The organism is Sphingobium psychrophilum (assembly GCF_012927105.1).
Classification (GTDB): domain Bacteria; phylum Pseudomonadota; class Alphaproteobacteria; order Sphingomonadales; family Sphingomonadaceae; genus Sphingobium; species Sphingobium psychrophilum.
Genome location: NZ_JABBFV010000028.1, coordinates 1 through 23,028, shown reverse-complemented (window position 1 = coordinate 23,028; position 23,028 = coordinate 1). Strand labels below are relative to the sequence as shown.

Below are 23,028 nucleotides of genomic sequence, written 5' to 3'. Positions count from 1 at the left end.
AGGGCGGATGAGCGTCGATAATGATCAGGATAGGGCTGTGCAGACGCTTGAGGGCGGCGCTCTGTGGCGCCTGTGGCTTGGCCTTGGGGCAGGCCTATTGGGTTGTCTGCTGCTAAGCCTGTGCCTGCCCTTTGACCGCTATATCGCCTGGCAGCAGTCTGCCGGCACGCAGATGTTCCATAGCCGCTGGATCTACGAACGGCTCAACTTCGACCCAAGCCCGATAGATATTGCCATTATCGGGTCGTCGCGGCTCGAATCAGGGATCAGCCCGTCTGTGCTGGCGCAAACGTTGTCGGACCGGTTGGGGCGGGACATAGCGGTCGCCAATCTGTCGATCGTGATGCCGGGGCGAGATTTTGCAGACACGATCACCCGGGAACTGCTCGCAACCCATCCCGAGGTTCAGCTGATCCTCCTGTCCGATGATGGCGAGATCACAAACTCTCACCCGATGTTCAAACAGACCGCGAGTGCGGCGCAACTGATGCGCGCGCCTCTGCTGGTCAATGCCCATTTTTTCACCAACCTGCTGGCCTTGCCGTTCCGCAATATCGCCAATGTCGCACAACAGATGCATCCTGCCTGGTTCGGTGTTACCGATATTTTTGTCGCATCGGATTATCCTGGTACCGGCCTTGACCGGACTTTGGGCTATCGCACGGCCGATGGAACGCTGGTCAATGGTGAGCAGACAATGGCGCCCGCAGCGCTCCTGACGATGAGCAGGGACGCGGTCGCGCGACAGCGCGCGGGTCTTGCGCTCCTGCGCCCCTTGCCCGACCGATATCGCCTGGCGATCGATCGCCATTATCTTGCGTCGATCGCTAGGCGTGCAAGACACGCCGACGTATCGCTCGCGTTCCTCTCGCTCCCCCTTTACGGCCCGCTTCAGGCGACCGGCGACCGCCGTGCCTATGCACCCTTTGGACCGGTTCTTGCCCTGGACGATCTGGCGCGGCATCCGGAGCTGTATCAGAGCGCCGCCCATCTCAACCGGACGGGTGCCGTGCGCGCATCGAGGGCGGCGGCACAGGCCATTGCCCCGTTGCTCGTCCGCACCAAAGGAGAAGCGCGCGCGCTTGAGCAGGGCAGGGGCCGCTCATGAAAATCATCTTTGGCATGACGCATTCCGAGGCGGGCGGGCTGGTCGAGATATGGAACGACGTCGCGACAGGGCTTGGCGAACGCGGCCATGATACCGGCTGTTTTGCGCTCTATCCCAAGACGGATAACAGCCCCTCGCCCCCCCTGTGGCATCATGTCGCATCCGAGCGACCCTCCTCGCTCTTTGCGGCTGTTCGGCTTGTCAGACGGCTGATGGCCTATCTCAAAGCAGAGCGACCCGATATGGTCGTGACCGCCATGCCATTGGCCAATGTGCTCCTGCCCTTGGCCGCAACGCTTGCCGGCGTTCGGACCCGTCTTGTCATTTCCCATCATTCGCCCGTTGAGACACACAGCAAATGGCTTGACAGGCTCGATGGTCTGACGGGGCGGCTTGACGTCGTGACGTCGATCGTGAGCGTATCGAAGGCGGTCGATGCCTCCTTGCAGGCAAAGCCTTTAGCCTATCGTCGCAAGTGCCTTGTCATTGGCAATGCCTTGCCCCGGCATATCGAAGTCATGATCGAGGGACTGCGGGCCAAGGCTATAGATACGCGCATCACCGGACCTGTGATTGCGCTCGGGCGGCTGAGCTATCAGAAAAACTATCCGCTGCTGATTGCCGCCATGGCGCATGCCCCAAAAGTACGACTGGAGATTGTCGGCGCCGGGGAAGATGAAGCGGCATTGCGTGGCCTCGCGGCTGATCTGAACGTTAAGGACCAGGTAGCATTTCTGGGCCATATGCCGCGCGCGCAGGCGCTTGCCCGCGCCGCCCGCGCGGCGATCTTCGTACAGGTCAGCCATTATGAAGGCCATAGCCTCGCCCTGATCGAGGCGGCCAGGCTTGGGCTCCCGCTCATCGTGTCGGACGTGGCGGTCCAGGTGGAAGGTGTAACGGCCAGGGATGGAACGCTCTGTGGACAGGTGGTGCCGCTCGATGACCCGCAAAGGCTCGGCGCAATAATGGTTGAACTGCTGCAATCGCCTGACCAGTATGCACATTGGGCGCAGCGCGCGCGTCGGCTCGGCCTTGAGGCCTCCAACGCGATCATGGTCGATCGCTATGAAAGGCTGATGGGAGCAGGAGCGGCATGCTGAACGACATTTGGCATCGAGGCGGGGCGTGCACCTGCCACCAGCGGGTGCATGCGGACCTTTCTGCCCTGTGGGCGAGGCGCAGATGATCAATCGGGCGCGGCCTTTTGCCTTGATGGGGCCACAGGATCAACGGCGACTTGTGGCTGCGGGCTTCGCGCTGATAGGCGTTCTGCTCCTGGCAACGGTCGGCTCTTCATCCTTTGAGGGCTTCGAGGCCGCGCTCGAGAGCGCCAAAGGCGATATTGTGCGCCAGCTGCTCCTTGGCACCCTCTTTCTTGTCCTGCTGGGTGTGGCAGGTCCGGTGGCCATGCTGCCCGGGCACCGGAGGGGATGGCTTAGCTGGCTGCCGCTGCCGGTCTCGATCATCCTTCTTCTGGTCTATTGTCTGATCAGCGTCAGCTGGGCGATCGCGCCTGCTGTTTCGCTTCGCCGCTTCATCTTCACCGCGATGGTCATCTGGATCCTGTTTCGCGCGGTCGCTGAGCTTGGTTACGACCGTACGCTGCAGCTGGTCCGCTGGACGCTCATCGTGGTGCTTGTGGCAAATTACGCCTCGCTTCTCGTACCCGGCGTCGGGCTGCAGCCCGATAGTCCGGGAGGCGATCCCTCGGTGGTCGGCAACTGGCGGGGCCTGTTGCCGCACAAGAATCTGGCTGGGGCCGTGTGCGCCTTCACGATCCTTTTCTTCCTGTTCGACCGGCGCTCGGTGCCGCCCTATCTGTCAGTGGCTCTTGTCGCCGCGAGCGCCATCTTCCTCTATTTCAGCCAGTCAAAGACATCCCAGGGAATCTTGTTTGTCGCCATCCTCACAGGCCTGGTGATCCGACCCTATAGCACCCATTATCGCGCGCTGCTCGGGCCGCTCTTGTTCATGACCGCTGGCCTTTTGCTGTTGCTTGTGCCGCTTTACATCGAGGATGCAAGCGCGCTTCTCAACGACCCCGAGGCGCTCACCGGTCGGTCGCAGATCTGGCCGATCCTCCTGACCTATGCCTCTGAACATCCCCTGACAGGCGCGGGCTTCGGCTCCTTCTGGCAGATCGGGCAAGAGGGCCCGATCTGGGACTTCACCAGCGGCTGGATCGCGCAATATGCAGGCCATGGCCATAATGGCTATCTCGACATGCTGGTGACGATCGGCGCGCCAGGTCTGGCGATCGTCATCGTGGCGCTTTTTCTCTGGCCGGCAATGCGCCTGCTCTTGAGCCATGCCATATCCAAAGACTGCCGCGCGCTGCTCCTGTCGCTCCTGTTCTTCTGCGCCGGTCACAATCTTACCGAAACCAGTCTGATGGACCGGATATCGGTCGTGCAGGTCTTCCTGATGCTGACGATCGCGCTCATCTATGTGCAGTCCCAGGCGAGCCCTGGCAGGCATCATCAGCTACGGGGCCGGTCATTGGGCTTGTTTGCGCGCAGCCCGGTTCGCCAGCCAGTGCGTGCCCCGGTGCGACGGCGGCCTGTCGGGCGGCCACGCTGAGCGCTTCGCGCGATCTTGCCCAGCGTCTGGTGCGCTATGCCGGGGCGGCGGTCGGGCCAATAGGCGTTGCCGGTTCCCAATTTCTGCTGTCGCTTCTCCTGCTGCGCCAGCTCGATATTGCCGATTTCGGACGCTTTGCCTTCCTGCTGGTTATCTCGCAATTTTCGATCAGTCTGTGGAGCGCGCTGTTTACAGCGCCTCTGCTGATCGCGGTGGGGCAAAAGGGCGCAGATGACGACGCCGCGGCGCCGCGCGCGCTGTTATGCGTAAGCAGTCTGGCTCTGTTGCCTGTCGCACTCGCCTTTGTCAGCCTCGCCTGGATGCTGGGCGCAGGCATGGCGGCAGCCTGCGTCTTTGGACTATGGGGTGGTCTGGCCCTGTTGCGACATTTCGCCAGGGCCTGGTATCTTGTCCACAGGGCGCCTGCCCGCACGATCGCCTCTGATGTGGGCTATGCCCTGGCGCTGCTCCTTGGCGCCTTGATGATGAGCGGCGCTGCCAGGACGAGCCTTGCGGATGCGGCGCTCCTGCTATTGGTGAGCGCCGGTTTTGGCCTTCTTCCCTTTGCCCGGTCAAAGGCTCTGACGACCGTTCGGGCCATGCGCCTGTCGGACATGACCGGTTACCAGCAGATATGGCGGCGCGATGCGCGCTGGTCGCTCCTGGGGGTGGTGACGACTGAAGCCACGGTCAATAGCCAGAGCTATATCGTCACTGCGCTAAGCGGCGCGGGGGGCTTTGCGCCGATCGCTGCCACCGCCCTCCTCATCCGGCCAGTCACCGTGGCGATCAATGCGCTCACCGAGTTCGAGCGCGCGCGCTTTGTCCATGATCTGGCCAGCGGCAGTCTGATGCTCGTCGCGCGCGGTCGCGCGCAATTGCGCTGGGCGCTGCTTGGGATATGGGGTGTGACCCTGGTGAGTGCCCTTGCGCTTCTGGCTCTGGCGCCCGCGCTCGTTTTTCACGGGAAATTTGCCGATACGATCCTGTGGACCGGCGTGCTGCTGTGGTTTGTCGTGGTGCTGGCTCGCGCATTCCACGCCTGCGACGGTGCGGTTTTGCTTGCCTCTGGGCGCTTCCGCAAGCTCGCTCAGCTAAGCAGCATGAGTGCGATCGTGTCGGTGATGGCGGTCGTGGCGCTGCAAATGCTGTTGGGGCCGGTCTGGTCGATTGGCGGTATTGCGCTTGGCGAAAGCCTCTATGCGCTGCTGCTCTTTCGCGCGGCTCGCACCGAAATGCGCAACCGCGCAAAAGAGCAGGGCTGTATTTTCGATAGCTCTATGGCGCGATAGCAACGGGCATGGCGTGGTGCATGTGGCTGGATAAGGGGGCTTGGGGCTTTGGCCCTGGCCATTGCCCCAGATCAAAGACCGCCGATCGCGTTGACGGAACGCTTTGCGCGTTAGGAAGGGCATTGACCATGGCTGGCGCCGATGCAAAGAGCCAATAAGGGCGCACCAGACTTTGTCATGCATTCATTGGGAAGGGAAGGCGTGTCACAGAGCAGAGAGGGTCAAGAGGGCGAGCAGGCGCCAGGCGGACAAATGCCAGGGACACAGGCCCCAGGGACACAGGTGCCCGCCTCTTGCCACGGCGCATTGGCCGAGACGATGCTTATCGGTGGCATCCCGATTTCCCGGATGACGCGCCTTGAGCTTGCGGCCCTGATGGAATCCGACGTCGCTGCGGCCCGTGCGGGGCTCCTGCGCTCCCCGCGCTTCGTCACATCGGCCAATGGCAGCATCGTTGCGGCCTATCATAATGATCGCGCCTTGCGGGCGGCCTTGGACAGTGCAGACCTGATCGACGCCGATGGCATGCCGCTTGTCTTTGCCAGCCGCTTATTGTGCGCCCGGCCGCTAAGGGAGCGTACCGCGACCACGGATTTTCTGCTCGACGCAGCGGAGCTTGCCGCGCGAAAGGGCATCAGCTTCTATTTTCTTGGCGGACGACCAGGGGTGGCCGCGCGCGCGGCGGAATATCTGCGCAGTCGCTTTCCAGCCCTCAAGGTCGCAGGCGTTCGCCACGGCTATTTCTCGCCGGGCGAGGTGCCAGCGATCCTGCAGTCGATTCGCGAATCGGGCGCTGACATATTATGGGTGGGCACCGGCAGTCCGCGGCAGGAGCTGTTTGCGATGGAAGCACGCGACCAGCTGCCGGGTCTTGCCTGGATCCGCACCTGTGGCGGACTGTTCGACCATTATGGCGGCGGGGTATCGCGGGCGCCGCACTGGATGCAGGCGAGCGGCCTCGAATGGCTCTATCGCGCCGCGCGCGAGCCCGTACGCCTTGGCTGGCGCTATCTTGTGACGAGCCCGATTGCCCTCTATCACCTCGCTACCAAGACCCGTGGCTGACGCACTAGCCCGCTGATTTGAAAAAGGATTACGGTCCCTCATGCCGCCACGCGACCGCAGTAGCATCCGATATGAACAGTTCGTCAAGCCGCGCCGCAAGCGGTGGCCGGGACTGATGGCCGCTTTGCTGCTGTTGTTGCTGGTTGCAGGCGTGGCCGCCTATATAGTCCTTGGCAATGAAAGCGCAGCGCATGCCCCGCCGCCTGCCTTGTCGAATGCCGGGGGACCGGTCGAGGGTGAGGCCTATCAATGGAAAGCCGTGGCGATTGGCGGTGGCGGGTTTATCACTGGCCTGTCGCAGGACGGGTCCGGCAAGACATTTGTGATCCGTTCGGACGTCTATGGCGGCTATATCTGGGATGCAAAGGCGGACCGCTGGAAGCAGTTGATAACAGCGGCCGCCATGCCCGAGCAAGACCGCGTCCAGGATGGTATCGCACAGGGCGTCTATGAGATCGCTGTCGCGCCCTCCCGGCCAGAGCGTATTTACATGGCCGTCAAGGGACAGGTCTACAGGACAGACGATGCGGGCAAGCGTTGGGTGCTTGCCTCGGCACAGCCGCCCTTTCCGCTCAAATGGGATGCGAATGGCGAATATCGGCTGCAGGGCGCCTTTATCGCCGTGGATCCGGCCAACCCCGACCTTGTGCTGCTTGGCACCCCCTATGACGGCTTGTGGCGTTCCGATGATGCCGGTGGCCGCTGGGCGAGGGTAGGATCCCTGCCGCTGGGGCTGGACCGCGATCCGCAGGCCGGGCTTCAGGCGCCAGGTCCCATGATCTGGTTCGAGCAGCCGCTTGGCGGCAAGGCGACCGGTCGCATATTCGCCTTTGCTTCGGGGCGCGGCATGTATGTCTCGGGCGATAGCGGACGGACCTTCGCGCCGCTTCCGAGCCGGACAGCGCATCCGCTGAGCCTGCGGCGCGGTACGTTCGACCGGCGCGGTGTCTTCTTCGGTGTCGATGATCAGACCAAGTCGATCTGGGCCTATGACAAGGGCGCATGGCGCGATATCACGGCGACGGCGGGCCTTGGACCCAAGATATATTCGGCGATCGCCGCCAATCCGCGCGCGGAGCAGATCGTGGTTTTTGATCATGGCGGCGCAGGCTATCAGTCCTCCGATGGGGGAACGAGCTGGACGAGCATTTCCCATAACGTCAAGGCAGGGGCCAAGGATCCACCCTGGCTGCGCGTGGCTGACGAGGTCTATTTTCCAACGGCCGATATCCGCTTCGACGCCAAGATCCCCAACCGTCTCTGGGTCGCGGCTGGCATGGGGGTATTCCATGCCGACATGCCGCCGGGCAGTTCGGTTGCGCAATGGGAAAGCCACAGTCGCGGTATCGAGGAACTGGTTGCTAATGATGTGATCCAGCCACCTGGTCAGTCGCCCGCCTTTGCAGCCTGGGACTTTGGGATCCATGTGAAGGACGATCTCAACGCCTATTCCACCACCTATGGTCCAAAGGAGCGCGTCCTCATTGCGGCCCAGCAGCTCGACTGGACCCCGTCCGATCCCCGTTTCATGGTGACGAATGCGAGCGATACCCGCACCGCCTGCTGCTGGCAGGACGGCAACGCGGTGATGGCTGGCACCAGCCAGGATGGCGGGCGCAGCTGGCGCAAATTTTATGCGCTGCCGACCCCTGCAGGCACCAAGGCCGACGATCCCTGGCGCATGTCTTTTGGTACGATCGCTGTATCGGCCGGCGAGAAGAAGAATATCGTCTGGGCGCCGGCATTCAACCGCCAGCCTTTTGTGACGAATGATGGCGGGGCAAGCTGGAAGGCGGTTTCGCTGCCAGGGGCCCTGGGCGACACACCCGGCTCGTTCAAGGAATTCTATTATCAGCGCAAGACCCTGACGGCCGACAAGGGAAAGGGCGGCGTCTTCTATCTCTATCATAGCGGCGAGACGCCCAATGAGGGGCTTGCCGGGCTCTGGCGCTCGCATGACGGGGGAGAAAGCTGGCAGAAGCAGTATGAAGGTGAAATCGCCCCTCAGAGCAATTTCGCGGCCAAATTGCGCTCCGTGCCGGGCAGGGAGGGGCATCTCTTCTTTACCAACGGTCATGCAAGCTCGGGCGATACGGTCCTGCGTCGCAGCACCGACAAGGGCGCGACCTGGACGAAGATCGTTAACGTCGATCGCGTCGATGACATCGCCTTTGGCAAGGCTGCGCCGGGTGCTTCCTATCCCGCTCTCTATGTGTCGGGCAGGGTAGGGGGTGTCTATGGTATCTGGCGCTCGCTCGACAACGCGGCGAATTGGCAGCGGCTGGTTGATTTTCCGGCAGGCAGTCTGGACCAGGTGACGGTGATGGCGGCAGATCCCGATGTCTTTGGGCGGGTGTATCTGGGCTATAAGGGATCGGGGTGGATCTGGGGCGAACCTGCGCCCTGCAAGCCTGCACCCATGAGCAGCCTCGCCACCGTCCAATGTTCCAAAGTAGGCGGGTAGGGGCATCGTGCTGGCCAAAGGGGCGCGGTACACAAGCCTATCGGGCCATGCAGCGCGGGTAATAGGCTGCGATATCGCCGTTGCGGAGGCGCAATAGCGGTGTCGACCACCCATATGCCGGCGGCCCGGCGCAAGGACATAGAAGGGCTGCGCGCCATCGGCATGGCGCTGGTCGTGATCTGTCATATCTGGGTCGGCAAGGTGTCGGGCGGGGTCGATGTCTTCTTCGTGATCTCAGCCTATTTGATGACCGGTTCGCTGCTCAAGCAGCTGGAAAAGACGGGCACGGTCGATCTACTGGGGTTCTGGGGCCGTATCCTTGTGCGGATCTGCCCGACAGCCTTTTTGATCCTGTTCCTCACGCTGATGGCAGGCCTCTATTTTCAGCCCATTTCCCTGTGGCGAGCCTTCGCCACGCATGGCTGGATGGCGCTGCTGCAGTTGGAAAACCTGCAATTGCTGCGCGAATCGACGGATTATCTGGCCCGCGGACAGCCTGCCAGTCCCTTTCAGCAATATTGGGCGCTCTCCACCCAGATGCAATTTTACGGCTTCTTGCCAATCTGGCTCTTGCTCGTCAGCCAGATAGCGAGGACCACCCGAAACCGGGGCGATGATCGGCGGATTTTGACCATCGCTTGCGCGCTGATCGGCCTTGCATCCTTTGTTTTTGCGCTCTGGATATTGGCGCTCAATCCAGCGCCCCATTATTTCAATCCTGCAGCGCGGCTTTGGGAGTTTATGGCCGGAGCGCTGTGCGCTTGCGTCGCGCCTATGGTCAATCTCTGCGCGCGCGCAGCGTCGCTCGCTCGCACTATGGGTCTGTTGCTCATCCTGGCATGCGTCTGGGTCGTCCCTGCAGATGCAGCTTATCCAGGCATTGCAGCGCTCGTGCCGGTCTCGGGCGCAATGCTGATTTTGCTGTCTGGACGCCAAGCGGTTGACGGGTCGCTTGCACGTCGCGTCCTTGAGGCGCCGTTGCTGCAACGGCTGGCATCGCTGTCCTTTGCTTTCTACCTTGCGCACTGGCCGATCCTCATCTTCTATCAGGAGGCAGCAGGAACAACGAAGCTCGATCTGATCCAGGGTTGCCTTGTCATCGCCCTTGCGCTCCTGCTGGCAGCTGCCCTGCATTTTCTGATCGAAAAGCCCACAAAAGGGCTCATGTCGCACGGGGGTGGATATTCGAGGGGCGACTGGAGAAGGCGGTCAGCGCCCTTTGCCGCGGGAGCGATGCTGGCCGTGCCATCCGCCGCGTTCCTGCTTGCCTGGCAGCAATATTATGGGGGAATCGCGCGTGATTATGCCCATAGCTACACCGTCCGGCCCATCGCCGGACCGATCCAGACACTGGACACAGTCTTACCGCCCGACATCGATCGGCAGTTGATCGCGGCCAAGGGGATGTTGCCCAGACTTTATACTAATGGCTGCGATACCGGCCCACACTCGGCCAAGGTGCAGCTTTGCACTACGGGCAATCTTGATTCTAATGCATTCACCATATTGCTCATCGGCGGTTCGCATTCGACCCAGTGGTTTCCGGCGCTCGAGCAGATCGCTAAGGACCGGAACTGGCGATTGCTCAGCATCACGAAAAGCGCCTGTCCGATCGATGGCATCTATATCGGCCCCAGGACGGCCGGGAAGCAGGTCGAAGCCTGCCGCGAATGGGCCCGTGACGCCGTGGCCAAAGCGATCGCGCTCAAACCCGATCTTGTCGTGACGACGGCGACACGGCCGGGTCCTGGTAACTTCGGCGAGGTCATTCCCGATGGCTATGTTGATGCGTGGCGAAGGATCATGGCAAACAATATCGACATATTGGCGATTCGGGATAACCCCCGCACCGAAACATATAGCGTTCCAGAATGTGTCGATCGTAACCGGGCAAACTTCCGTGCCTGCGATATGCGGCGTGACCGGCATATCAGTTCGCCATCCCGCCTTTTGCCTGTTCGGGACATGCCCCATCTTGCCCTTTGGGATATCGCGGATCTTCTGTGCAGCATTGCGACATGCCCTGTCATGCACGATGGCGTTCTAGTCTATAACGACAACAGCCATCTATCGGTACCTTTCGTCATGGCGTTGCGGACCAGTCTCGAACGGGAAATTCAGGAGCGACCTACTTTCATCGAATACGTGGGCCGGAGCAGCGTAAGTGCCGACTGAAGGCGGCGTTGCGCGGCCCTTCAGGCTTTCCGGCGTGTCCGTGGCGCCCATTTTTTCGCGAGCGCTTCCAGCCTTGCCTCGATCAGGTGGATATCGGGCTTGGCGTTGGGGTCATGGTCGTCACCGAGGGTCTCCAGCGCCTCTTCGTAATATTCATGATGTGGGTCGCCGAGCGCTTCGAGCTTTTCGGCGTAACCCCATGGGCCGCCACAGTCCTCTGGAGGCCGCATGCCTACTGCATCGAGGATGAGCGGATATGTCAGGTGCGGGCTGGCCGGGCTGACGCGCTCGACCTTGACGCTATGCTCCCAGGTATCACCAAAGTCGTAGAGGTATCGGAAGGTCGTCAGACTTGATCCACTAGCCTCGGCGTTGGTCGGATAACCGATGTCCATGGCGTAAAAAGCTGAAGATTTCCGAGCTTTTCTGCTATGGATTTGGGTATATGGAACGAATGCGAAAGGTCGAGCAAGCTACGCAATTTGTTATGAAGACTGGGTTTGAGCATCTAAACGTGCTGACATATTGAATAATCTTGACGGGGCAGCAGTGGATCATGATTCGTTTGATAATCGAAGATCTGAAAACGCAGCATGAGGGCATCCTCTCTCAGGGCTTCTGGGCATTGCTTTGCTATCGCCTATCCCACCCTCGCATGCGATGCCGCATTCCTGTTGTGCGACATATATGGTTTGTGCTGAACTGCATTTTGCGTAAGTTCGCCGAAATGGCGACCGGGATTATGCTGCCAGAGTCTGCAGTGATCGGCCGACGCCTTACAATCGAGCATTTCGGAACAATCATCATTCACGGCTCGGTTGTGATCGGCGACGATTGCATCATCCGTCAGGGGGTAACGATTGGCAATCGCCACATGGACAAGCCGATGTCGGCACCTCAGCTCGGCAACCGCGTGCAAGTAGGCGCGGGGGCCAAGGTGCTCGGTGCAATCTCGATAGGAGATGATGCAGTAATCGGGGCGAATGCCGTGGTGTTGAAAGACGTTCCGGCCAGTGCGGTGGCAGTAGGCATCCCTGCACAGATACGGATGCCGAAGCTCAGCGCAGCTGGCTCTTGAGCTTGGCATAAGCACCGGCGGGCATCACCGTTTTCACCAGCAGCAGCACGATATCGCGGGGGGACACCGCTCGTTTGTGCAGGGCCTTGAACGCGATTTTAACTGCCTTGACCGGCGACTTACGGAGCATCCTAGGTCCCAAAAAACGCGTTTGGAACGCCAGGCAGGCGCGTTCGCTAAGCGCATCTCCAGCGACATTAAGAAAATGCTGCCCCTTGTCGAGGTTGTCCGAGTGACCGAGCCGATCGGGGCGGTTGTCGTTGCGCCATACCACCAGTGATTCTTCGATTAGCAGGTAGGTGAGGCCAGCATTGCCGCACTCGATGAAAAACATATGGTCCTCATATTGGCGCAAATCTTCCCGGAAACGCACTTTCGCCGCGACCCTTTGAGTTAAAAGCATCGAGCTGGATTGGGCAAATTCGCCCGAAACATAAAGGAAGTCGGCAAATTTCTCACCCGCCTGCACCGGACGCGAAGGTCGTACCCTTTCACGGCCTTCGGCATCGACCACGCGCGTGCGAACCGCGCAGAAAATTGCGTCGGGATTGGGCGCTGCGAGCACACTAGTAATCTGACGTTCGAGCTTTTCCGGCTCCCAGTGATCATCCGAATCCAGGAATGCAACGAAGCGGCCCCGAGCCGCATCTATTCCTGCGTTGCGCGCAGCAGCGGGGCCGCGATTCTCGGGCTGGAGGATAACGCGCGCGCCCGGTACAGTAGTTTGCACAAGCGCAGTTGGGTCCTCAAGGGATGCGTCATCAACAACGATCAATTCCCAGTCCACAAAGCTCTGAGCGTTTAATGACTCCAGTGTAGGGACGATCAGATCCTGACGGTTGAAGTGCGGAACGATTACTGAAACAGTCGGCATCAAGCGTCGCACTTACCCAGCACCGGCAGGGCGGCCTCACGCGCACGACTGCGCCAGATCGGGATGCGTTCCGCTAGGATGCCACGGATCGCCTCCTCACGATTGAACAGCTGGTCCAGCGCAGCGAGCAACGTTACTTTAGAAACCTGCGGTGTTGGCAGGACCACGTTTTCCTCGCCGAACAGGTCGCGGTTGATACCTACGGCCTTAACGCTGTACGCGATCGAGATTGTTGGAACACCCTGAGACAATGCACCGATCGTCGCATGGGTGCGCGCGCCTATAAAGAAGCGACAGCGGCCCAACGCATATTTAAGCTGGGCGGCATTTAGGTTGTTCGGCAAAATCGCTAGCTTGCCGGTAGGCATGCTCGCATCAGCCAGCAGCTTCGCCATATATATGCTGTCGCTGTTTTTTGCGGAACCGTCGAATGGATCGACGTGAGGGACAAGCAGGATTGAAAGCCCAGTGGTGTCTATCACTTGACGCATGAAACCGACGATCTCAGCGTCGAATCGCTCCTTTGCGGCATCGTCGGGCAGGAACTTGCGCACCAATGGGCTGACGTTGAATCCGAGTACGCCATCTATTGCGGATGCGAACAGGGTGTCACCGTGGTTGTGCTGTTCGGGTAGCATCACGAAGGCAGGGTCGGCGACGTAGCGTATGCTAGGGATGCCGAGCCCAGTCAGGTATTCGAAGGTCGAACTCTCACGAACCGAGATTGAGGTATAGCGCTTGAGTGCCTTCACCATAAGCTTCTCGACTGCCGGATTTTTGGAGAAAGGGCCGACCGAAGCCGCCCACAGATGCACCGGCTTGCCCATCGCGAGTGCAGCATCAGTCACTCCTTGCCAGAAGAACAGTGAGGGCAGGCCATATTCCAAGCTAAGCACGTCGCCGCCCGTGAAGACCACCGCGTCAGCCTGACCAAGAGAATTTTTTGTCTCGGGATCGACGTGCATCGGAGGCGGACCGAGGCGAACGATACTGGGTAGCTTCTCTATGATACGGCCCCACCAGCCCATATGCCGTTGGAAAAGGGTCTCGCCAATCAGCCGGACATTGTGTGACTTCAAATTGGGCCAGTGCGCCAGATCGCGCACCGGCGTTCTTGATGGGAGTAGGAATTCGACCGAAGGATCGGCATCGGCAAGGATGTTAGTGATCGACCGGACGAGCGCCTCGCACCCACGGTTGCTGAAATCTTCATGGGCAACGAACATGATTTTCATGACAGAAACTTGCGCCTCATCTGTTGGTGACGCATTTGTGCGAAAAATGCTCGCGGTGCAGCAATGACATAGGTTGTGCTGCACCGCAAGATAATATGGACAAAAATCGCGTTAGCACGGTATGGAGGCGCAACCACCCATTCAAAGTCGCCTTGGCTTGGTAGTTGTAGCTGGGAGCATTTTCATGACGCTGATCCAACGTGTCAAGACCGGCTTCGACGCTGGAAAAAAAGGCTATGGCGGCCTATTGTTGCTTGGTACCGGTACGCGACTGTTTGCGCTGGGATCGCAGTTTGTTGTCCTGATCGTGATGACACGGATGCTTGACAAAAGTTCATTCGGGGATGCGATGGGTGTCTTTGCTTTCTACCGGATCGCTTCAGTTGGCATAGGAACGGGATTGGGCAATGTCCTGCTTTACCATATCTCACGAACCCCGACCGATCACAAAGCGGAAATTCGGCGACACAGGACGGTTGCGCTGACGGGCATTCTCCTGGCTACAGCAGTGGCGGGGGGGTGCGCTTTTTGGGCGGACAGCCTCGCGATTGAGATTTTTGGTAAGCCCAGCTTAGCACGGTGGTTGATGGCATTTGCCCCGTTCATGGTCTTCTCGACGTTGAACACGGTCGCGATCGGCGCGCTGGATGGGCGCTCGAAGATCATGGAAGCACTCATCGTGGCAGAAGCTGCACCCAATGGATTGAGGCTTTTGCTATTGCCGCTGGTCCATCTGCTTTCGCTTCCCGATACCGCAGTAGCGCATGTAATGACATTGTCGGTCGCCATACCGTGGCTTCGCACGGCATGGCGCCTGGGTTGCCGCTCCGTTGGCGGATTAGCGCCGTGGGTGCGGTGGGATGCTGGCTATGCAACCAAATATGTCCTTTTTTCATTCTCTTCGCTTCAGCTTGGCGGTGTAGATATCCTGATTGTTAGCGGATTGTTCAGTTCTTTGGCGGCCGCTGATTACGCGGTTGCGGCCCGCATCGCGGCGCTTTATCCGTTCTTTCAGTTCATCATTCTACGCCGCTTCACACCGATAGCCGGGCAGTTGCTGCATGTCGGAAATATGGAAGTTTTACAGGCGGAAGTGACCCGTTGCCGTCGGGCCTCTCTCCTAGCGGTTTCTTTGACGATGGCCGGCATTGTAATGGTGCTGCCGTTTGGGCTGCGTCTGCTCGGCGACTATGAATCGGCGGTTCCGATCGCCATTATGCTGACTGTGGCCCCGTTCGTTCGGAGCAACTTTGCGAGTTGTGATCGTATTCTCCAGATTGCTGGCTACGCAAACTGGGGGCTGGGGATCATGATAACCGGCTTGGCGGTAGTGATTTGCGTGCCACTGATGTTACATGCCCGCCTTGGCTTGGAAAGCATTCCTATCGGCATGGCTGCCTCTTCGTTGCTGCTTCAACCGGTTATTGCTCATGTTCTAAAGCAACGGCTGGGTATCAGTACTATCGGATTATCGGAAATCGGTATGATAGTTTTCGTCATCGCGGCAGTGATGTTGGCCCACCAGTTTTCACAGGCTTATGTCTCGGCTGCTATCGTGACTGGTGCATATTTGGTGATCGCAGCACTCGCGGCGAAGGACTATTCGGGTTTTACGAAAATTGTGAGCGCGTTTCGCCCGCGTTTGCCGGGACAGGACAGGGTGAGAAAATGAACAAATCCGCGCAGTTGCTGAAAGACAAGGTAGTCGCAGGTGGGTTTTGCATCGGTTGCGGTGCCTGCGCTATTGGTAGTGCAGTTATGCGAATTGTCGAAACCGATGAAGGGCTCTTGCAAGCCCAGGTCGGGGAGCCCGTTTCATCGCCGGCTCCGATTAGGGAAGAGATGGACCTGATGACGATTTGCCCGATGTCGGGCGTGGGCGACGACGAAACCGTATTGGCAAAGCAATTGTTTGGTCCTGATTTAGAGTGGAACGAACATATTGGGCATCACAACGCAATACGGGTAGGGCATGTGGCTAACCAAAAGGATCGCGAAGGTGGAAGTTCTGGCGGAATAACTACCTGGCTTCTGGGGGAAATGTTGCAGCGTAATATGATCGATTACGTTGCACATGTAATACCGAATCAACTTGGAGGTACCGGCCTGTTCGCTTTTGGCATTTCATCGAGCGATGCTGACTTAGCGAGGGGGCGGAAATCGACCTACTACCCTGTTGAAATGTCGTCGATCCTGCAGACAATCCGGAATACGCCAGGTCGCTATGCGATCACGGCAGTACCCTGTTTTTCCAAGGCGTTGCGGCTTCTCATGCAGCAGGACCCCGTGTTAAATGATCGGATCGTTTTTGTGGTAGGTACGGTTTGCGGCCATTTGAAAAGTCGTTTCTTCGGCGAGTATTTAGCCTGGAATCAAGGCGTTAAGCCGGACCAACTTCAAGCAATCGATTTCAGGACAAAGATCCCCGGACGGTCTGCCAACGAATATGCCTTCACTCCGAACAGGGATTACACAAAGGCAGCGCTAAACAAAAGCGTATTCGCGGCGAATTGGGAAGTGTCTTTATTCCGCTATGACGCATGCGAGTTTTGCGACGACGTGTTCGCCGAGACTGCGGATATCGTCATGGGTGATGCCTGGATAATGCCTTACCAGCAGGACTGGCGAGGCAATAACATCATCGTTTCGCGCCGCGCTGAGTTGAGTGCCGTGCTCGAAGAGGGTAGGGTCTCCGGTGCAATCGTGCTGTCCAATGCCTCTATCGAAGACGTCGTGCATTCGCAGGTGGGTGGACTGCGGCATCGTCGTGAAGGGCTTGCAGTACGGCTCGCACATCTCGATCAGGAAGGGAAATGGCGCCCGCGTAAGCGCGTGGAGGCAAGTTTCACGCAGGTCGATGATGCGCGGAAGGAATTGTATCTGCGTCGGACCCAGCTTTCGCGACGGAGCATCGAGACCTTTCGTTTCGCGCGGTCAGTTGGCTCGCTGACCGTATTTAAGGTACTGATTAGCGGCCCGGTGTTCGCCTATTACCTGCGTCGCTACGGCTTGAAGCGAGCAATACGCGAGAGTGCTGTCTTGAAGATGATACGTCGCTTGTTACGTCCAAACCGCATCCCGTTTATATTACACGCGCAGAATAAAAGTGCGTTGGAAGGTAAGCCTTTAGCAAAGTGATTCAGCCTTTTCGCTACCACCGATGCATCGTGCTACGAACGCTTCGCAGCGGCTTAGTGCTTCAGGTGGCAGTTCGGAGGCGGCAGCGTTGTTCGTTAGATTACCGCGCCCGAACATCGATGCTAGGACGACGCCGCCCGCATTACTCGCAAATGCCCGAGCTATGAGCAAACCAGATGCGGCAGTGGCGGGCAAATCTCCAAATCCTTCGGCGCGGGCCTGATCGAGCAGCGTCGAATTAGCAATCAATTTTTTGGTCAGCAGTGCGTGCGCGCCTCCAATGCTCATAATGGAATGGCTGACAATACCAACACGCCCGGCGGCGCGCACCTCGTTCAGCGGTAGCGTTACAGGATCGTCCGCAAGCTGTATGATGGTGAATCGTCCGCTGGCTGCTCCAGCGATCCCCGCGTCGAGCTCACCCGCAACAGCGATGTACTGCGCTTGGCCGCGCGCGACAACCCGTTCGAGGGCGCGCAGTACGTCGTCGCGCACCACATCTTCGGCCGCGGGGCTATGTAATGCATAGACTTGGACATGGTCAGTGCCGAGGCGGGCAAGCGAGCGCGCGATCGATTTCTCGATGAGTTCTGCAGTGAGGGGCAGGTGGAGATTGGTGGTCGCCCCACTCTTTCGAACTGCGCTGCGCAAACCTTTGACCTTCGCCATCACCGGACGAGCAACGGGCGTCAGCAGACGCATAGCAATGCCCATTTTCGGTGCGGATAAGCCAACCTTTGTGCATAATTGCACTTGTGCGCGTTTGTGCTTGAGGAACCGTGCGAGGATCAGTTCGGCGTTGCCCGCGCCATATGCGGGTGCGACATCAAACCATGTTACACCGCGATCGAATGCGTCTTCCAGCGCGCGAAGTCCGTAGTTAGCGTCATAGCGCGAGCCGAGCGAGGCGCAGCCCATGCCGAGCGGGGAAGTGACAAGATCGGTTTTGTACAGGTTCACGCGGCGCATCATTCTCGCTCCAGCAGGAAGAAGGTCGTCGGTCCGCGCGGAGACAGTGCGGTATCAAGCGCGACCTGTAGCCCGGCAGAGTCGGCTTGTAAGCCAATGGGAGTATCGAGCGTGCCATTCAGCCGAAGCGGCGTTAGCTGCCAAGCGCTGCCCTTTGGCGCAGCAAGCGTAGCCGCCACACGTACCCTGCGAAGCTCCAGCGGCAGTTGACCAAGAGCAATGAGAGTGCCGTCGGAGGCGATCTTCATTCCAGTGTTTCGGGCATCGCTTGCCATGATAACAAGGATACGTCGGCTATGTCCCAAAGGCTGATCGTCGAGCGCCGAAAAGCTCAGCAATGCCGATGAGTCCGCAGATTTAATGCGAAGCGGGCCTAGGGTCACCGGCGCGCTCACTTTTTCAAAAGCGAGCGCCGAAGTCTGGCGGGTCGTTACACGCAGTTCGCGCTGTTGACCTAACAGCAACACCTGTCCGCCGGGGCTTTCCCATCGATTGTGCAGTGGGTCAGTAGTATTGCCCGGTGCTAGCAGTCCGCGCGCGCGTAGCTTGTCAACGATCCGATTTGCGTTTGCATAGCGCTGCCCGAAACTCACTGCCAGTGGTGCTATCGGCACCGACATTGTGAGGTCAGGATTCACGCCAGCAGCTGTGCTGCGCGCATCAAATAACCCGATTCGTGCTATCCATGCAGTTGCGCCCAACGATGCAGGCACTTCCCGCGCGCCGCCATTGGACAATGCCTCGGCATCGCTGACGTTTAGGCCGACCTGGGGTCGCGCTCGGGCGATCTCGCCACGTAACAACAACAACGCAGTAAGCGTCTCGCCGGCGCGCGCAACTGGGTCTAGCCCTCCGCCGTCAGGTTGCAGCGCCTGTTTGCGGGTGCCGACACCATCATAGGCTAGGTTAATCGGGCCGTCGGCATGGCGACAGACGAATTGCCACCCTTGCAGTGAGGCAAGCGCAGGAACCGCAAGGCCAGATTCATAGCGATAAGGATTCCAAAAGGGCTGATCATGTTCAGTAACAATGAATGGTCGACCGAAGAAGCGCGTGGTCGCTATGTGCTGAAGATAGCGACCAGCGTCATCAAATGAAGAGATCGGCCTCACCTGCGCGCCTTCTTTTCCACCTGGCGGCGTCTGGTCATATCCATGCATATCTACCAGCGCGAGGTCGCGCCTGCTGGGAATGGCGTTAAGCTGCGGCCAGGAAGCGAATGCGGTCACAGGTCCCTGATACCCGGCGCTGCGGACGGATTCAGTCATTTCACGGGTCACCGCGATCTGGAGTTCATTCAAAAAGCGCTGAAACTGCTCCATAGAAGCGCCGCCGTGAACGAGCGCAGGGAGTTTGTCAGCGTAAATTCGATCTAACCCCCTAGCTTCTAGCCAAGATGCATATGGGGGCTTTAACAAATCTGGAAATCGCTTTCCGGCGATTGCCGCTTGATGCGTAATGCCGCCCTCATTAAGCAACACAACCATAGCCGTTGCGGGATCATTTGCGGGTGCAACGTGGCTGTATGGATTATTTGTGGTCAGCAGCTTGTGCATCAGTTTTTGCCAGTGCACGAACGCTGGGCGCTCGACGTACAGACGGATGCGCATGCCGTTCCGCTCTGACCAGCGGTTCGGAAATACTCCGCCCAACGCAGCATTGTCCGAGGTCATCAGATCAAGTGACCAACGGATACCATTCTTCTTAAGCGCCGCCATCAGATATTGCAGGCGATCGACCTGAACTGGATTGAACGCGAAATCGGCCTTCGCGCCAGCCATCAATAGCGAATCAACGTGATGAAAGCGCACCAAATTATAGCCGTGGCGCCGCAGTTGCTCGGCATAGCGCTCCGCTGTAGGATGATCTGGAAAGCCGCTGCCGGGGGTAGTCGAGAAACCAGGCCCTAGCATTGCGCAGTTGATCCGCGGCTCCGCACCGTTCAGCGTCAGCCGGTCGCCAGAGATGGTGAGTATGCCATTGTGCGCCAAGTCACCTGCAAATTCAGAAAAATCGAGCGGACTACCTGCCACTATCTCCAGCGAGCGATCATTAAGCGGAAGCCATTCGGCCGGGTTTGTCGGGTGCGCCATCGAAATGGAGAGCAGGAGCACTGCGATCGAAATAGCGCCACACCATGCGGCCGGTTTGGCCGAGACCCACAGTTTTTTATTTGAAGGCATATGGAATAACCTACGTGAGCAACGGCACAAAATCAAAGCTTTTCGGCAATGCAGCATGCTGCTAATGCATGGTTCAATCTGGGGAAGCGGTTAAAGAAATGGCCACTCAATTGCAATCGACACCGATAAATGTGACGCAGGACCGTGGTCAGCCGACGCTCGATGCTATTCAGTATTTGCGTGGTATCGCAGCAATGTTAATTGTGTTATTTCATGTTTTTCCGCAACTGACGCGGATGGGCTATCCTTATGCTAAGCCGCTTGCGCTATCTGCAGGTGTGGATGTGTTCTTCATTATTAGCGGCTTCGTAATGGTGTATTCCACCGCGCGGCCCCCGGCCGTAGTTCGCTGCGGTTTCTACGTGATCGGTTGGTACGGATTTTGCCACTTTACTGGGCTCTTAGTGTTTTCATGCTAGCATTGTTGCTTTTCGTCCCATCGGTTGCTCAAACCAGTAGTTTCGATTTGATGCACACGATCGCTTCATTCCTATTCATACCGTGGACGCATCCAGTCCAGAATCTTTATTATCCGATGCTTGTGCCTGGATGGTCGCTCAACTATGAAATATTCTTTTACATTATTTTCGCAATAGGAATGACGATATCGAGGGCGCGGCGGGGTCCGTTGGTGGTATTCACCTGCAGCGTACTCGTTGCTATCACATTGTTGCCAATCATAATGCCACTTCCAAGGCCGCTCGACTTCTACAGTCGTTCTATGGTCCTTGAGTTTGGTTATGGTATGCTGCTAGCCGAGGCATTCTTACGTTATCCGTCGAAAACATCAAAGCTCTGGTGGTTGGCAATCGTGATCGGTTCGGTGGGTATAGTCTTTTCGGCTGCCGTGATGCACTTCGTGCCACATGCATTTGCGGTGGGACTGCCAGCACTGCTCATCGTTCTCGGGACACTTTACGTTCCTTTACGCCTCGACGGCTGGTGGGAACTTATTGTTCGCGAAATAGGCGATGCATCCTACTCGATTTACCTGTCGCACTTCATGGCTATGTCGGCGCTAGGGCAGGTCTGGCGCAAGCTAGTACCGGATGGACCGTATGGCTGGGCTGGCTTCGTTTTGTGTTCGCTGATCGGGTGCACCCTTTTCGGCATTGTTGTTTACCGATTCTTAGAGCGCCCGCTGACTGGCGTGATTCGGCAGTTAGTTCTTAGCATGGCGAATGCGGATTTATCGGCGAGCAAAACATGATATCGGTGCTTGATGGTGAATGTTCAGAATCAGAGTTCTTGGATTGTCGGCTACAGGGAGATATCTGTTCTCAGATTTACGATATTTGTGATATTTTGTATTTTGATCAATCTATGTTCACATGGTTTCGTTACTCCTCGATCCAATGGATCAAGAAGAGGCTCAATTCTAACGGGATCAGGATCGTGATTTATGAGCCAGTCATCAGAGTTTATGAATTTCGTCATTTTTTACTTTTGCCAAAATTCAATTTTGTTAAGAAGGACTTGGCGTCATGACTGCAGGCACGATGTCATCTGCAATACAGTTATTGAGGGTGGTATGTTTACCCGCGATTGGTTCCGGCAGAATTGACCGCGGAGAACACGTGGTAGAGCAAGGTGGCTGCATGCGCGATAGTACGTCTGCGGGCACAACGTGCACGATTTTAGCGGTTAATCATTCTATGCATGCCGGCCCACAATGAAACAAAAGAGACTCTTGGCCGTAGCATCGGGCGGTGGGCATTGGGTGCAACTGCTTCGGATGCGCGATGCCTTCGATGGATTTGAGATTGCTTACGTCTCAACTTTCAAAGATCGGGGTGAAGCAATGCCGGGGCATCGTTTGTACATCGTTCAGGACTCCTCAAGGTTGCACAGAATGGCGATCATTAGAAATTTAGTACATGCTATATGCATCGTGTTGAAAGAGCGTCCAAGCGCGATAATTTCAACCGGCTCTGCGCCAGGGCTCGCATTCATCATTGCAGGTCGGCTGCTTGGTGCACGCACCTTATGGGTAGACAGCATTGCCAATGGGGAGCGACTGTCTTCATCCGGGCGGATTGCGCGCCGCTTTGCGCACCGCACTGTCTCGCAATGGCCTGAGGTAGCAGAGCGGGAAGGCGTGCCTTGCTGGGGGAGCATATTATGATTTTTGCGTCAGTAGGATCGTTCATGCCGTTTGACCGAATGGTCCGCGCCGTGGATGAGTGGGCAGGCGAAAACCCAAACGAGGAGGTGTTCATCCAAATCGGCGGTGGCGACTATCTGCCACGGCACGCTGACTTCGATCGGATGGTCGAAGGCGCAGATTATCGCGCGCGATTGCAAGCATCCGACTTGTTCGTGGCGCACGTTGGCATGGGCTCAATCTTGCAGGCTCTAGAGCTTGAGAAGCAAATGCTGCTACTTCCGCGCATCGCTGCAAAGGGCGAGCATACGACGGAACATCAGCGCGACACCGCCAAGCGCTTCGCCGGGCGTCGAGGTCTGATGATCGTCGAGCATACCGACGCATTGAAGGAGAAAATGACACATCTGCTACGCGAACCGTTGCAAACGGGGGGCGTCTTCTCAAGTAAAGCTTCGCCTGAACTGGTCAGAGCGGTCGCAGGTTTTCTACAAGATGGCCGTGACCCTGATTGACAACAGGAGGCCGTATCGCGCCACGTTCTCTAATCGCCACTGTCAACAGCTGACTTCTTCGTCACGCGCGCGCTGGGCGTGGCTGGAATCACCTATGATTCATTCTACGGCACCTTCGGATATTGGTAACCGTCCGATTGTTACCGCGGCTTATGGGCCTTGAAGCGCGCGGCGAGTTCGGGATCGTCGATAAAGTCATCGAGGAATTGGTGCCAGGCCTTGGTCGTGAGACGTCCATCGCTGAGCAT

Annotated in this window: 19 protein-coding genes; 14 read left to right on the top strand and 5 right to left on the bottom strand. The window is 58.1% G+C overall.

Annotated features, from left to right (window positions below):
• Nucleotides 1-7 precede the first annotated feature (7 nt).
• From HHL08_RS22565 to HHL08_RS22535, 7 genes are all read left to right on the top strand, one after another.
• A complete protein-coding gene (locus HHL08_RS22565; RefSeq protein ID WP_169575194.1) occupies nucleotides 8-1,108 on the top strand; it encodes a hypothetical protein in 1,101 nt (366 codons plus the stop codon).
• A 14-nt stretch (nucleotides 1,109-1,122) separates the two neighbouring features.
• Nucleotides 1,123-2,208, top strand: coding sequence for a glycosyltransferase family 4 protein (locus HHL08_RS22560; protein ID WP_169575193.1), 1,086 nt, complete (start codon nucleotides 1,123-1,125; stop codon nucleotides 2,206-2,208).
• Nucleotides 2,209-2,347: 139 nt separating this feature from the next.
• Nucleotides 2,348-3,688, top strand: a complete 1,341-nt coding sequence (locus tag HHL08_RS22555; RefSeq protein ID WP_169575192.1) for an O-antigen ligase family protein — start codon at nucleotides 2,348-2,350, stop codon at nucleotides 3,686-3,688.
• Between the two features lie 29 nt (nucleotides 3,689-3,717).
• Nucleotides 3,718-4,980, top strand: a complete 1,263-nt coding sequence (locus tag HHL08_RS22550; RefSeq protein ID WP_169575191.1) for a hypothetical protein — start codon at nucleotides 3,718-3,720, stop codon at nucleotides 4,978-4,980.
• 306 nt (nucleotides 4,981-5,286) lie between these two features.
• Nucleotides 5,287-6,045 carry a WecB/TagA/CpsF family glycosyltransferase gene (locus HHL08_RS22545; RefSeq protein WP_235955243.1) on the top strand — a complete coding sequence of 253 codons (759 nt, stop codon included), beginning with the start codon at nucleotides 5,287-5,289 and terminating at the stop codon, nucleotides 6,043-6,045.
• 40 nt (nucleotides 6,046-6,085) lie between these two features.
• Nucleotides 6,086-8,509, top strand: a complete 2,424-nt coding sequence (locus HHL08_RS22540) for a beta propeller repeat protein (protein ID WP_206378052.1) — start codon at nucleotides 6,086-6,088, stop codon at nucleotides 8,507-8,509.
• Nucleotides 8,510-8,608: 99 nt separating this feature from the next.
• Entirely contained in the window at nucleotides 8,609-10,684 is a 2,076-nt protein-coding gene (locus HHL08_RS22535) for an acyltransferase family protein (protein WP_169575190.1), read from the top strand.
• Nucleotides 10,685-10,704: 20 nt separating this feature from the next.
• Here the strand turns inward: HHL08_RS22535 and HHL08_RS22530 are convergent, their stop codons facing one another.
• Nucleotides 10,705-11,079 (bottom strand): plasmid pRiA4b ORF-3 family protein, encoded by a 375-nt coding sequence (locus HHL08_RS22530; RefSeq protein WP_235955242.1) that lies wholly within the window; start codon nucleotides 11,077-11,079, stop codon nucleotides 10,705-10,707.
• A 161-nt stretch (nucleotides 11,080-11,240) separates the two neighbouring features.
• Between HHL08_RS22530 and HHL08_RS22525 the strand changes: the two genes are divergently transcribed.
• Nucleotides 11,241-11,762 carry a serine O-acetyltransferase gene (locus HHL08_RS22525; protein WP_169575189.1) on the top strand — a complete coding sequence of 174 codons (522 nt, stop codon included), beginning with the start codon at nucleotides 11,241-11,243 and terminating at the stop codon, nucleotides 11,760-11,762.
• Here HHL08_RS22525 and HHL08_RS22520 read toward each other — a convergent pair.
• Nucleotides 11,743-12,636, bottom strand: a complete 894-nt coding sequence (locus HHL08_RS22520; protein WP_235955248.1) for a glycosyltransferase family 2 protein — start codon at nucleotides 12,634-12,636, stop codon at nucleotides 11,743-11,745. The genes HHL08_RS22525 and HHL08_RS22520 overlap by 20 nt on opposite strands.
• Nucleotides 12,636-13,871: a polysaccharide pyruvyl transferase family protein gene (locus HHL08_RS22515; RefSeq protein ID WP_169575187.1), complete on the bottom strand. Its 1,236-nt coding sequence runs from the start codon at nucleotides 13,869-13,871 to the stop codon at nucleotides 12,636-12,638. Before HHL08_RS22515 ends, HHL08_RS22520 begins: the two co-directional genes overlap by 1 nt.
• A 184-nt stretch (nucleotides 13,872-14,055) precedes the next feature.
• Here HHL08_RS22515 and HHL08_RS22510 point away from each other — a divergent pair, with 184 nt between their 5' ends.
• Nucleotides 14,056-15,543, top strand: coding sequence for a lipopolysaccharide biosynthesis protein (locus HHL08_RS22510; protein ID WP_169575186.1), 1,488 nt, complete (start codon nucleotides 14,056-14,058; stop codon nucleotides 15,541-15,543).
• Entirely contained in the window at nucleotides 15,540-17,009 is a 1,470-nt protein-coding gene (locus tag HHL08_RS22505; protein WP_169575185.1) for a Coenzyme F420 hydrogenase/dehydrogenase, beta subunit C-terminal domain, read from the top strand. The genes HHL08_RS22510 and HHL08_RS22505 overlap by 4 nt, the downstream gene beginning before the upstream one ends.
• On the opposite strand, the gene HHL08_RS22500 is transcribed toward HHL08_RS22505, so the two are convergent.
• Nucleotides 16,998-17,981, bottom strand: a complete 984-nt coding sequence (locus HHL08_RS22500; RefSeq protein ID WP_169575184.1) for an aldo/keto reductase — start codon at nucleotides 17,979-17,981, stop codon at nucleotides 16,998-17,000. The genes HHL08_RS22505 and HHL08_RS22500 overlap by 12 nt on opposite strands.
• Complete coding sequence (locus HHL08_RS22495; protein ID WP_169575183.1) at nucleotides 17,978-20,161, bottom strand: hypothetical protein; 2,184 nt, start codon at nucleotides 20,159-20,161, stop codon at nucleotides 17,978-17,980. The genes HHL08_RS22500 and HHL08_RS22495 overlap by 4 nt, the downstream gene beginning before the upstream one ends.
• Before the next feature lie 68 nt (nucleotides 20,162-20,229).
• Here HHL08_RS22495 and HHL08_RS22490 point away from each other — a divergent pair, with 68 nt between their 5' ends.
• The 4 genes from HHL08_RS22490 to HHL08_RS22475 all read left to right on the top strand — a co-directional run bounded on the left by HHL08_RS22490 (nucleotide 20,230) and on the right by HHL08_RS22475 (nucleotide 22,780).
• Entirely contained in the window at nucleotides 20,230-20,580 is a 351-nt protein-coding gene (locus HHL08_RS22490; protein ID WP_169575182.1) for an acyltransferase family protein, read from the top strand.
• Nucleotides 20,532-21,371, top strand: a complete 840-nt coding sequence (locus tag HHL08_RS22485; protein ID WP_235955241.1) for an acyltransferase family protein — start codon at nucleotides 20,532-20,534, stop codon at nucleotides 21,369-21,371. Before HHL08_RS22490 ends, HHL08_RS22485 begins: the two co-directional genes overlap by 49 nt.
• A gap of 462 nt (nucleotides 21,372-21,833) precedes the next feature.
• Nucleotides 21,834-22,286 carry a UDP-N-acetylglucosamine--LPS N-acetylglucosamine transferase gene (locus HHL08_RS26325; protein WP_408021801.1) on the top strand — a complete coding sequence of 151 codons (453 nt, stop codon included), beginning with the start codon at nucleotides 21,834-21,836 and terminating at the stop codon, nucleotides 22,284-22,286.
• A complete protein-coding gene (locus tag HHL08_RS22475) occupies nucleotides 22,283-22,780 on the top strand; it encodes a glycosyltransferase (RefSeq protein WP_169575180.1) in 498 nt (165 codons plus the stop codon). The genes HHL08_RS26325 and HHL08_RS22475 overlap by 4 nt, the downstream gene beginning before the upstream one ends.
• The last annotated feature ends 248 nt before the right edge of the window (nucleotides 22,781-23,028 follow it).